Consider the following 11,757-nt stretch of genomic DNA (forward strand, 5'->3'; position numbering starts at 1 on the left):
AACCTTTAATAAAATTTTTTATTTGTTTCCTCAGGATACTCTTGATCTAAAAGTGCCAGCTTTTCTTGAGCGTGTTGTATTAAATCCGTAAAGAAAATTTCAAACTCATTTTGCATAGATAAATAATGATTTTGCATAATGGGAACGGCTTCTGATAATGGTGCCTTGGTAGGAATTCGACGTGACATTTGATCTAGTATTTGAGTTATTCCCGATATACTTTGGTAACTTTTTAGCCAATTTTGCTTAATCATAATAGGGTAAAACTGATTCACTTTTTGCGGTAAAACCGATTTATGTTGGTCAAGTAAAATATAAAAATTCTCAATAAAATCATCTAGGTTTACAAAGCTATACTCGGCCCAATTAACAGCTAAGAAGTGATCGTACAGCACATCATTAATCACCTTATTATAGTGTCTAAATTTGTTAAAAAACCGATGAGCACTTTGATACACTATAGGATGACTATCGGTATAGCTATCTATAGAACGATGAAGTAATATTCCCTTTTTAATAGCTGTGCTATAATTTTGATAATCGTTACCTTTTACGGCATCAGCCATAAAATTGCCCAAAGTGACCATTGGCCTTTCTTGAGATAAATAAATATGTGCCAAATAATTCATAGGCACAAGATAGGAGAAAGGCTTTGTTTAAACAAGTATTTTGCAAGCTTACAATACAACAGTATATTTGTTTTTTTAATTAATACAAAATAGATGACACTTATAAAATCAATTTCAGGAATTAGAGGTACAATTGGTGGTAGGGTAGGAGATAATCTTACCCCTATAGATGCCGTAAAATACGCCGCTGCTTACGGTACCTGGCTAAAAGAAGATAGGAATAAAGCAACCTACAGAGTTGTAATTGGACGAGATGCCAGAATATCTGGAGCTATGATTCAGCAATTGGTCATGAATACTTTGGTAGGAATGGGGATACAAGTAATAGATCTAGATTTATCAACTACTCCAACCGTAGAAATGGCTGTAAAATTAGAGCATGCAGACGGCGGCATAATTCTAACAGCAAGCCATAACCCAAAACAATGGAATGCGCTAAAATTACTAAATTATAAAGGTGAATTTTTAAATGCAGCTGATGGAAAACGAATTTTAGAGATTGCCGAAGACGAATCATTTTCTTTTGCATTAGTAGATGAATTAGGGAAAATTACCAAAAATCAGGCTTATATAGATTTGCATATCGATGAAATTTTAGCGTTAGATTGGGTAGATGTAGAAGCTATCAAAGCTGCCGATTTTAGAGTAGTAGTAGATGGCGTAAACTCTACGGGAGGCATAGCGGTACCGCACTTACTTGATCGTTTGGGGGTTGAAACGGTTAAATTGTTTTGCGATCCTACTGGGGAGTTTCCGCATAACCCAGAGCCATTAAAAGAGCACTTGACAGATCTTAGCGAAAGGGTGGTTCAAGAAAATGCAGATATGGGGATTGTTGTTGATCCAGATGTCGACCGGTTAGCCTTTATTGATGAAAATGGAGCTATGTTTGGAGAAGAGTATACTTTGGTAGCTGTAGCGGATTATGTTTTAGGTAAACAAAAAGGCAATACTGTAAGTAATTTATCTTCTTCTAGAGCATTGCGCGATGTTACTCAAAAACACGGCGGATCGTATTTTGCTAGTGCAGTTGGTGAGGTAAATGTGGTTGCTTTGATGAAAGAAAAACAAGCTGTTATAGGCGGAGAAGGCAACGGAGGGATAATTTTACCTAATTTGCATTATGGTAGAGATAGCCTCGTAGGTATTGCACTTTTCTTATCTCATTTAGCACATAAAAAACTTAGTCTTTCTGAGCTTAGAAAAACCTATCCGAGCTATTATATGAGCAAAAATAAAGCCCAGCTTACTCCTGGTTTAAATGTTGATGCTTTACTTGATACGATGGCGAAGCAATACAGCAATGAAGAGGTGAGTACTGTGGACGGAGTAAAAATTGATTTTGAAGAAAGTTGGGTGCACCTTAGAAAATCAAATACAGAACCAATTATTCGTATTTACACCGAAGCCAAAACTCAAAAAGAAGCCGATCAATTGGCAGTGCGTTTTATAAAAGAGTTGGAAAGCTTAAATTAGTAATACTATTTAAGATAAAAAAAAGCCTTTCGTTATTGAAGCGAAAGGCTTTTTTTGTACAATAAATTAGTTAATTGATTACCGCTGGATTAATTGGCGTGTTACTTTGTACTATCACAAAAGTATTGGTAGCATAAAAAGCATCACCATTTGCACCATTGTTGGTCCAGTTTTCATAATCATATTCAAAATTAAAGGCCTGACCAGCCCAGGTACTTTCCATTTTATCAATTCTTATGGGTACCTCCATACCCGGGCACCAACCGGCGCGATCAGGTTTCCAGTTTCCTGGCTCTTGGTTGCTTACTGGGTTTTGTGCACATCCAATAGGCCCCATATCGTGTGTATATTTTTGACTACCATTGATTTTTATATAATGCGTTCTGTAGCACCACTCTGCACAACCTCTTCCGCCACTATCATAGGGTGTTGCATGTCCCCAACCTGAAATAGTAGAGCGCAAATGTATTTTTTCGGCTTCATTAGGTATGCTTACCGATTTATCGAGATCAAAATTATGCGCTTTTCCGTAAGGAACTCCCGAAGATGACCAATCATCATAGGCAATAATTGGTACTATAGCGGAATATTTATATTCAGGTGCACCATAAATAAAATCAAATTCTACAGAAACAAGGTAACCTTTGCTATTCCAACATTCTGTGCGAATACGCAATTCATTATTTCCAGTAAGTAAAGATTTAAAATCGGTAACATCATATTCAAATCCACGTGGTAGTTGGCTGTTGTCATTCCAGTAAGGCGTTATAAATCTGCCCATTTCATAAAATTCACCACTGGCAGGGTCTTTAACCTTTACATTAGCAAAAACATCCCATTCATCACAGCCACCAGCTGGACATCTTAGTTTGACAAACATCTTTATTTGCGAAACTTTATCAACATCGGTAGGAAAATCAAAACTCTGAACCGCTGATTGGTTGTGTCCATTACCAAAAGCTACCCGCTTATCTGAGAAGGTGCTCACCGTTATGGTTTTCTCTTTCCCTTTTGCTTGCAAAGTGATAATTTTTTTGAATTCATCACCATTTACAATTTTTAACTCACTGTTTTGTAAACCAGTTTGGGTAGGTGTAAATTTTACGTAAATAGTTTTGATTGCTTCCTCATCTCCATTTGAAATATCAATACTTTGAGATAAATTTTCAAGATTAAATCCAATTTGAAAATCTCCCGTTGTTGTAATTTTAATGGGAGCATTGAGGTTTTTATATTGCAATGAAAAATTTCGATTACTGCTGCTTCCTAATTCTGTGTCTTCAAAAGTTAAACTGTTAGTATTAGTTGAAATTACTAAATTTTTATCTTCCTCAGTAACAGTGGAAGAATCATCATCACTGCAAGAAAACAATACAGTTGTAAAGCCCAGAATACACAAAAATAGCGTTTTGCAAATGTGGTTTTTTAAAATCATTTTAGTTAAAGTTTAGTTGTTATCAAATTTAAAAACTTTTAACTAAATTGTAATGATTTTAAGAAGTCTTTTCAGCATCAAATCCACTCAATTTGTGTTTCCATCTTTTGTGTGTCCATAAATAATAAGCAGGATTTTCGTTTATTTGTTTTTCGAGTAAATCGTAATACAAGTCGGTTAATTTAAAATCCTCGTAACGCTTAGGGGTATAGGTTATAGGTAGTAATTCAGCTTCGTATCTTCCTCTTTTTATCTTAATAACCTTAAGGTAAACAACGCTAAGATTCAGTTTTTTAGCAAGATATTCAGGTCCGACGAATGAGGGGACTTTATGATTAAAAAAGTTTACATAATGTTTTGCGTTTTTGGGTCTTGGAGATTGATCGGCAACCAAGCCATAACTGCTTAATGTATTATTTTTTTTATTTTTCAACATTATTTTAGGCACTGTTTTGTTGGGCAGCATATGGGTATTGTACTTTCCTCTAATTTTACGAATGAGCTTGTCAAAATGGTTATTTTTAATAGGCTTATAAACACCGTAGGCTTTAAATGTAATAGAATGAAAATGCAAAGCGTGAACCCATTCATAACTGGCATAATGACCCATTAATAAAATATAACTTTTTTTCTGGCCTTCTATCTCTTTGAGCATTTCTGGATTTAAAATCTTAAATCGGGTTTTTAATTGTTTGTCGCTCATTTTTAAGGTTTTAATCATTTCTAAAAATGAATCACAAAAATGATGATAAAATTCTTTACGGATTTTATTTCTTTTACTGGCCGATAATTTTGGAAAAGCCAAAGCAAGATTTTGATCTACCACTTTTCTTCTATAACCAACTACATGATAAACCCACAAGTAGACAAAATCAGAAATCATATAAAGTAATGGAAATGGTAAAATGGCAAGAAGCCATAAAAAAGGATAACTAATAACAAATATCAATCGTTGCATTGAGGTTCATTTTGTTGCAAAGATATACTATCTTTGAACACAAACCAATGTTACATGAATAGTATAGAATTAGTCACATTATTGCTTATAGCCATCAACGTAATTGTATCATTTAAAGGCTTTCAAGACACCAATTTTTTTAATCGTTATAAATTTATGGTAGGGCCAATCAAAAATGGAGAGCGTGTTCGTTTTTTAAGTTCTGGCTTTTTACATGTTGACCCTACGCACCTCTTGGTTAATATGCTTACGCTGTACTTTTTTGCCAATGTGGTAATTTATGATCTTGGTGTATTTGCTTTTATTATCATTTATTTAGGTAGTTTAATTGCGGGTAATTTATTCTCGTTTATGATGCATAAAAAAAATAGCTATTATAGTGCTGTAGGTGCAAGTGGAGCAGTTATGGGAGTGCTTTACTCGGCTATTTTATTGCGGCCAGATATGATGTTGGGCTTATTTTTTATTATTCCCATTCCTGCATATGTTTTTGGAATAGGGTACTTACTCTACACCCTTTACGGAATGAAAGCACAAAATGATTTAATAGGGCATGATGCGCATTTTGGTGGAGCCATGGCAGGTTACTTTATTAGTCTTGTTTTAGCACCAAGCCTATTACAAACCAATTTGCTTATGGCCATATTGTTATTAATTCCTTTAATTCTGTTATTTTTTCTTAAAAGAATAGGTAAACTATAAGCTTCTGTTTATTTTAGATAAGTAACTAAATGTTTTGAATTATGAAATCTAACAGTTTATTATTATTTATTTTAATTGCTCTTTTGTTTTCTTGCAAAACAGATCAAAAAAATTCTCGTGTTGAAGATGCGCGTATTGAGGGGGTTGAACCTGAAGAGCAGGAACCTGAAGTGACTATCGATGAGCATACCAGTCGTAATTCATTAGATTGGGCTGCCACCTACGAAGGGGTTTTACCATGTGCAGATTGTGGAGGAATAGAAACTGCAATTGTGCTAAATGAAGATATGACCTATCAAAAGCAAGAAATTTATTTAGATGAAAATGAAGAGCCATTTATTTCTTCAGGTAAGTTTGTTTGGAATGAAAGTGGAAATGAAATTGAACTTAAGGAAGAGAACGGCCCCACTTATTATAGGGTTTTAGAAAATAAGCTTATTCAGTTAAACCAAGCTAGAGAGGAAATTGAAGGAGATCTTGCTGCTTTCTATTATTTGATGAAAAAGTAAGATTCTTCAATACCGTAACAAAGAATGTTTAAACCTACTGTTTCTAGCCTCCTAATTTTAGCTCTCTTTTGTGCAGCCTGCACAAAAGAAGATGAAAATATTACAGAATTTGATGGTTTATTCAATAGAACCGCAGAGCCTGTATTTGAAAGTTCTTTTGGCTTAGCAGCCGATCCTTCTGTACTTATGCTGAGAGATACACTTTTTATGTATTTCACCGCAGAAGGCGGAATTGCAGTAGTCTATTCATTAGATAATGGTAAATCATGGATGAATCCCAGTAACAATATTACTGATGATTACCTGGCGCTTAAAAAAAGATCCTCAGCATGGGATAATACCTTAGAAACTCCCGAAGTGGTAAAAGTGGATAACTTGTTTTATATGTACTATACAGGTTATAGAGAAGGAGAGTCTGATAATGAACACGTTCAAAATTATGAAATAGGATTGGCAACTTCTCAAAACGGATTCGACTTTGATAGAATTTCATCGTCTGAGGATGGTCCCATAATTAATAGAAATATTACAGACCCTTCAGCTTTTGATCATCATGCCATAACCAGTCCAGGTGTTATTTTTGAAGAAGGATTATTTTATATGGTTTATGCCGGTTGGAATGTTTCACAAAACTGGACGGCTACAAATGCTGGTATAAGAATTTTAGGAGCAACATCAAGTGATGGTAAAATTTGGACTAAGATAAAAAAGCCACTTTTAACTAGTGAAGATATTACTTATAGCCCAGATGTTAATGAAGCAAGCTTACTAAAATCAAAAGAAGATGGATATTGGCTAATTCCTTTCTCTACAGATAGGAGTATAGGCATAGCTCGCTCTAAATCCTTTTTTGGGAAATTTGAAGTATACCCTCAGGCTATTATTAAGCCTCAATTTTATTGGGATAGTGAAGTTACAGCACCAGATGGAATTTTTCAAAATGGCCAATTGCGTTTATGGTTTCACGGAGTAAAAGAGCCTAATTACTGGCCTTGGGTGATTGGTTATGCAGAGCAGAGTTACCCTTTTTCGTGGTAACTTAAAGAATTAAAAAAAGGCGCTTGAAAATTCAAGCGCCTTTTTTTTGTAAAATATTTTATCAAATTATTCTCCCAATAATTCTGCAACTTTATTTTCTAAAGCTTGACCTCTTAAATTTTTGGCAACAATTTTCCCATTCTTATCTAAAAGAAAAGTAGAAGGTATAGATCGTACTTGGTACATTTTAGCAATGGGGTCATTCCAATATTTTAAATTAGATACGTGATACCAGTCCAATTGGTCATCCTCAATAGCTTTCACCCAAGCATCTTTGGTCTTATCTAATGAAACTCCAATGATATTTAGCCCTTTTTCATGGTATTTCTTATACATTTTAACCACATTAGGGTTTTCCATTCTACAAGGCTTACACCAAGCAGCCCAAAAATCAATTAAGGTAACTTCGCCCATGGCATCTTTTAAACTAAGTTCTTCGCCATCTGGTGTTTTAGCTGTGAAATCGGGTGCCATGCTACCCTCAGAAGTAGCCTCATTGCTTTTTATATAGGTGGCAATACGTTTACCAGCTGCAGTATTTTGTGCCTTGTCAGACAAACTTTCGTATAAGTTTTTAATTTCTGGTAGGCTAGAACTATTCATATTAAGCATATCAGATAAAATCATTACAGCAACCAATGAATTTGGATTATTTTGTATTAGCTCTTTTCTAAAATCATTTTCCTTTTTAATAAAAGCTTCTCGTTCTTGGTTTAACTGGCTAGCTAATTCAGGATTTTCTTGTAATTCAGGGTTTCTAAACTTTTCAGATAGAGCTTTACCAGCTTTTTGTTGCTTATTAAGAAAATGCATGTACTCTTGTAGCAAATCTTGGTTATCACCTCCTTTTAAGTCAGTTTTACTTAAACTATCGGCATGTATTTCACCCTCAATTTTCTCATTTTCATAGACAAATAACACGTTTCCATTGGCATTATTTTCTAGTTTTAAAATCCCTAGGCCTTGATAATCTGTTTTAGGGAGTGGTAAATAAATTTCTCCATCTTTAACCAGAACAGTGTCCTTAGGTTCCGGTGAACCATTTTCGTTTAAAGTAGAAAAATAAACGGCTGTACCTTCTTTGGCATCAATGCTCGCCATTAAGGCATTATCGTTATTATTTTGAGAACCACAAGCGATAAGGCTTAAACTTGTGAAAAGTAGAAATAATTTTTTCATTGTTTTAAAATTTTTATTCTTGCAAATATATTTACTTTAAAGTATAATATAAATCTGAGGATATAAATTCTTGTTAATTTTAAACTCTTATTTTTGTAGTTTCTTATAAGAGCTTTAATTTTAATTATGGTAGGTAATTTAAGACAAAAAACAAAAGAGGATTTTCCTTTTTCTATTCAAGTTGGTTTTAAAAAGGTTATTGATGCGTATAAAAACCGTCTAAAAACTGAGAAAAAGCCTTTGGCTAAAAAGTATTTGAAAGAATTACTTGAATACATTGAAGATTTCCCTGAGCTTGAGACTGGTATTGACGATCTAGAACGCTTGTCGAAATTCGAGCAGCCTATTATTACCTTGTTAGATGACTTATTTCCAGACCTTTTAACCGAAAATGAAATTAAAGCCGCTGCGGTGCCTAAAACCGATATCTTTTTAGCTATTTCTTCTCGGTTTGAACGAATATTAAAGGAAGCCGGTAAAAATTTTGAACTAACCCCCAGAAATTTTGATAAGCAGTTAGATTATGTAAGTGGTTGTGTGCTTATTTTGAACAGTTTCTATAACTATAAAATAGATTTTAGCCGCCCCATTTATTATGATATTCCGAATAAAGAGGGGATTATAAAAACCTACCGCTTATCTGTAAATGCAGACTTTATTCAGTTTCATAAAACCGATAGCGCTCCAAAAATTACCGATGCCGATGTAGATGAGTTGTTATTGAACCCAGATGATCTCAAGATTTGGAAAGAAAAATTCCCGCCAAATAGTTATATTTTTAAGGGTTTTACCTTATTGAATCTTACAGATATAACCATTGATGACGGTATTTCAGATTTGAAATCTGAATTGCTGAATAAGAAATTGCCAGAATCTACAATGGCGAGCCTAATAGAGATTTTTAGATCTATTTTTAAAATACCAGATTTACAAATAGGCTTTACTTTATATGACCAAGCAAACAATAAGTTTGTAAAAATGAGCCAAGATAAAAGCTCTTATATCAATAGTTTTATTTTAGATCAGGATGATTGTGTCAATTGTCCAAAAGCTTTATGTCAGCAAGGAATAGACCAGTTGATAGAAAAAAAAGAAAATTTTGTCATCGCAAATGTTGAGCAATACGCTACCAAAACCCAACATAATTTACTTGCCGAAAATTTACTGGCTAAAGGTATAAAAAGTAGCATTTTTGCACCTGTAGCACGAGGTAATGACTTAATGGGAGTGCTTGAACTAGGCTCGTTGCGTAAAAATGAGCTAAACCGTATTAATGCCTCAAAACTAGACGATATACTACCTTATATTGTAATGGCTGTTGAACGGAATAAAGCAGAATTTGAAAATAGGATTAAAGCAGTAATACAATCGGAGTGTACTAGTATCCACCCAAGTGTTCTTTGGGTATTTGAGCAAGAAGCTGAGCGCTATATTAATGATTTAGAACAAGATGGTATAGCTTCATTCAGAGACATCGGATTCAAAGATATTTATCCGTTATACGGACAAATCGATATTGTAGGATCATCTGATGAACGAAATAGAGCTATCCAAAAAGACCTATTGAGTCAATTGCAAATCATTACTAAATTGGTAGAAAAAGCTTTTGAAATAGAATCAATACCTATTTATGAGCAAATTATTTTTAGGATTAATGAATTTAAAAAAGAATTAAAAGAAAACTTAAATGCATCAAGTGAGCAGCGCATTATGAATTTTATTTATGATGAGTTAGATCCTTTGATAGAACACATCTATAACAATGAAAAAAGTTTAAGATCAGAAATAGATGTTTATAAAGAAGATTTAAACTCTCAATCTGGGGTTATATATAACCATAGAAAGAATTATGATGATACTGTACAGCGCATTAATCGTAGCTTATCGCGCTATTTAGACAGGCAACAGCAAGAAGCCCAAAAAATGTATCCTCACTATTTTGAACGTTATAAAACTGATGGTGTAGAGCATAATATGTACATTGGAGCCGCTATGGTAAATAATAGGCCTTTTCATAAAGTTTATCTTTACAATTTGAGGCTTTGGCAGTTACAAACCATGTGCGAGATGGAGAATAAATTTTATTCTATTCAAGAAGATTTGCCATTAAAATTAGACGCCGCATCACTCATTCTGGTTTTTAGTTCAACCTTATCGATCAAATACAGAATGGATGAGAAAAAATTTGATGTTGACGGTACCTACAACGCCAGGTATGAAATAATCAAAAAGCGAATAGATAAAGCATTTATCAAAAACACCGAAGAGCGAATAACACAGAAGGGTAAAATCGCTATTATTTACTCGCAAAAAACTGATGAGTTAGAGTACCTACGCTATATCAATTATTTACAAAAAAAGGATTATCTAGGCGAAGAAATAGAAAAACTAGAGCTTGAAGACGTGCAAGGAGTAATAGGTTTAAAAGCTTTACGCGTTAGAGTTTTGTATCATTTACCAGATGAACCCAACCAAATTAAGTTCACCTATGAAGATTTGATGAACGAAATAAATCCGTAAAGTAAACTAAATAACCAATTTAAACATAAAGCTTGGTTATTTAAAAATTAAGTAATCTTATTTTTCTATTTGCTAGATTAAAGTTAATTTTTAAATTGTACTAAAAGCTAAGATAAAGGCTATAACCGATATGATTATACCAGTCATAAATATGGTATAAGTCCATCGTAATAGTTTATATTTTCTATTTAAAACTATTCCTAAAAGATAGAGATCCTTGGTTAGGGCCTCGTAGATATAATCATTATCTTTTAGAATTTCGTCAATCGCCCATTTATATTGGTCAAATTGCATTTTATGAAAATTACCGAAAAACAGAATATTTACCTCCCTATTTTTTACTTGCTCTTTAGTGAATTCTCCTGTACCAACATTGGGCCGAGTAGACATTATTGATAAAATCATGGAAGCGACACTAAAACAAACCAAAACCAAAGTAGGCATCATTAAGTGGCGGTTTGAAGCTGCATCTAATTTGGGTATAATATTGGCAAGTGCTAATGAAATTATAATAGCATTTACAGAAAGCAAAATGTTAGCTTTGGTGTCTGCAATATCACTTAATTTTATATGATTGCGCAAGGCTGTGCGGTATAGGGTTTGAATTCCGCGGTCTGGATTGTTACTTTTGTATTTGGCTTTTAATTTTGCTTTAACTCTTTCTTTGTCTAATTTCTTTTTAAGCTTTTGCTGACTTTGAAGCAGATCTAATAGATTTTCTTCTTTTTGTGCTTTCCAGTTTTTAACGGCATATGGGGTATAAAACTGGTGTTTCATCGTAAAAAGCTCGATGTTTTCTGCAATCCATTCTGTTGGCGAACAGTTCTTGATATTTAATAATTTGAGCTCTTGCCTTAATAACTCACTTATATCTTCAAAATAGTCTTTTGCTAGATGAGAATAATCGGCATCTTTTATAATTTTATCTCCTAGTTTTTTAGGTTCAAGATGACTTTTTGTTTGTTCTATATAATGACAAACGCTTTCTATTAAGTCTGGATCTGCCTTTACCTTACTTAAAAACTCCCGAGCAATTATGATACTTTCATCCTCGTGTTGTTTGTAAGTCTTGATGTAACCAGTGTCATGTAGCAAAGCAGCTAAGATAAGAGGCTGATGCTCTTTAACATGAATTTCAGAATTTTCAATTAATTCTTTGGTACTTTTAACAACGCGCTTTGTATGATTGAAATTGTGATAAACAAATGTATTAGGTAATTTTGTAGCGAATAATTCAAAAACAAAAGTTTCTGTTTGTGCTATTAAATCTTTCATAAGGTGCCTCGTTTATGTAAGCAAAGTACAAAAAAA

The 11,757-nt window shown here is 33.6% G+C and carries 10 protein-coding genes; 5 read left to right on the plus strand and 5 right to left on the minus strand.

Annotated elements, in window-relative coordinates; genetic code table 11:
* Nucleotides 1-5 precede the first annotated feature (5 nt).
* Entirely contained in the window at nt 6-629 is a 624-nt protein-coding gene (locus tag ACH2AZ_RS00750; RefSeq protein ID WP_394906439.1) for an ACP phosphodiesterase, read from the minus strand.
* A 93-nt stretch (nt 630-722) separates the two neighbouring features.
* Here ACH2AZ_RS00750 and glmM point away from each other — a divergent pair, with 93 nt between their 5' ends.
* Nucleotides 723-2,105: a phosphoglucosamine mutase gene (gene glmM, locus ACH2AZ_RS00755; protein ID WP_394906189.1), complete on the plus strand. Its 1,383-nt coding sequence runs from the start codon at nt 723-725 to the stop codon at nt 2,103-2,105.
* A gap of 70 nt (nt 2,106-2,175) precedes the next feature.
* Here the strand turns inward: glmM and ACH2AZ_RS00760 are convergent, their stop codons facing one another.
* Nucleotides 2,176-3,540, minus strand: a complete 1,365-nt coding sequence (locus tag ACH2AZ_RS00760; protein WP_394906190.1) for a peptide-N-glycosidase F-related protein — start codon at nt 3,538-3,540, stop codon at nt 2,176-2,178.
* Nucleotides 3,541-3,598: 58 nt separating this feature from the next.
* Nucleotides 3,599-4,498, minus strand: coding sequence for a lysophospholipid acyltransferase family protein (locus ACH2AZ_RS00765; RefSeq protein WP_394906191.1), 900 nt, complete (start codon nt 4,496-4,498; stop codon nt 3,599-3,601).
* A gap of 54 nt (nt 4,499-4,552) precedes the next feature.
* On the opposite strand from ACH2AZ_RS00765, the gene ACH2AZ_RS00770 reads away from it, so the two are divergent.
* Genes ACH2AZ_RS00770 through ACH2AZ_RS00780 form a run of 3 tightly spaced genes read left to right on the plus strand, consistent with a single transcriptional unit; the run spans nt 4,553 to nt 6,747 of the window.
* Nucleotides 4,553-5,200: a rhomboid family intramembrane serine protease gene (locus tag ACH2AZ_RS00770; protein ID WP_379044828.1), complete on the plus strand. Its 648-nt coding sequence runs from the start codon at nt 4,553-4,555 to the stop codon at nt 5,198-5,200.
* Between the two features lie 41 nt (nt 5,201-5,241).
* Nucleotides 5,242-5,709: a copper resistance protein NlpE gene (locus ACH2AZ_RS00775; protein ID WP_394906192.1), complete on the plus strand. Its 468-nt coding sequence runs from the start codon at nt 5,242-5,244 to the stop codon at nt 5,707-5,709.
* A gap of 24 nt (nt 5,710-5,733) precedes the next feature.
* Nucleotides 5,734-6,747: a hypothetical protein gene (locus tag ACH2AZ_RS00780; RefSeq protein ID WP_394906193.1), complete on the plus strand. Its 1,014-nt coding sequence runs from the start codon at nt 5,734-5,736 to the stop codon at nt 6,745-6,747.
* A 66-nt stretch (nt 6,748-6,813) separates the two neighbouring features.
* Here the strand turns inward: ACH2AZ_RS00780 and ACH2AZ_RS00785 are convergent, their stop codons facing one another.
* A complete protein-coding gene (locus tag ACH2AZ_RS00785) occupies nt 6,814-7,926 on the minus strand; it encodes a TlpA family protein disulfide reductase (RefSeq protein WP_394906194.1) in 1,113 nt (370 codons plus the stop codon).
* A gap of 126 nt (nt 7,927-8,052) precedes the next feature.
* On the opposite strand from ACH2AZ_RS00785, the gene ACH2AZ_RS00790 reads away from it, so the two are divergent.
* The gene (locus ACH2AZ_RS00790) at nt 8,053-10,446 is read left to right on the plus strand and encodes a GAF domain-containing protein (protein ID WP_394906195.1); all 2,394 of its coding nucleotides are present in this window, start codon (nt 8,053-8,055) and stop codon (nt 10,444-10,446) included.
* A gap of 90 nt (nt 10,447-10,536) precedes the next feature.
* On the opposite strand, the gene ACH2AZ_RS00795 is transcribed toward ACH2AZ_RS00790, so the two are convergent.
* A complete protein-coding gene (locus ACH2AZ_RS00795; RefSeq protein ID WP_394906196.1) occupies nt 10,537-11,721 on the minus strand; it encodes a Pycsar system effector family protein in 1,185 nt (394 codons plus the stop codon).
* Nucleotides 11,722-11,757: the final 36 nt, after the last annotated feature.

The sequence above is a fragment of the uncultured Mesonia sp. genome, assembly GCA_947499595.1.
Classification (GTDB): Bacteria; Bacteroidota; Bacteroidia; order Flavobacteriales; family Flavobacteriaceae; genus Mesonia; species Mesonia sediminis.

Excerpts from the sequence above, each read along its gene's own strand:
- ACH2AZ_RS00790 (WP_394906195.1), top strand. The coding sequence starts at position 8,053 with ATGGTAGGTAATTTAAGACAAAAAACAAAAGAGGATTTTCCTTTTTCT.
- ACH2AZ_RS00780 (WP_394906193.1), top strand. The coding sequence starts at position 5,734 with ATGTTTAAACCTACTGTTTCTAGCCTCCTAATTTTAGCTCTCTTTTGT.
- glmM (WP_394906189.1), top strand. The coding sequence starts at position 723 with ATGACACTTATAAAATCAATTTCAGGAATTAGAGGTACAATTGGTGGT.
- ACH2AZ_RS00795 (WP_394906196.1), bottom strand. The coding sequence starts at position 11,721 with ATGAAAGATTTAATAGCACAAACAGAAACTTTTGTTTTTGAATTATTC.
- ACH2AZ_RS00775 (WP_394906192.1), top strand. The coding sequence starts at position 5,242 with ATGAAATCTAACAGTTTATTATTATTTATTTTAATTGCTCTTTTGTTT.
- ACH2AZ_RS00750 (WP_394906439.1), bottom strand. The coding sequence starts at position 629 with ATGAATTATTTGGCACATATTTATTTATCTCAAGAAAGGCCAATGGTC.
- ACH2AZ_RS00760 (WP_394906190.1), bottom strand. The coding sequence starts at position 3,540 with ATGATTTTAAAAAACCACATTTGCAAAACGCTATTTTTGTGTATTCTG.
- ACH2AZ_RS00770 (WP_379044828.1), top strand. The coding sequence starts at position 4,553 with ATGAATAGTATAGAATTAGTCACATTATTGCTTATAGCCATCAACGTA.
- ACH2AZ_RS00785 (WP_394906194.1), bottom strand. The coding sequence starts at position 7,926 with ATGAAAAAATTATTTCTACTTTTCACAAGTTTAAGCCTTATCGCTTGT.
- ACH2AZ_RS00765 (WP_394906191.1), bottom strand. The coding sequence starts at position 4,498 with ATGCAACGATTGATATTTGTTATTAGTTATCCTTTTTTATGGCTTCTT.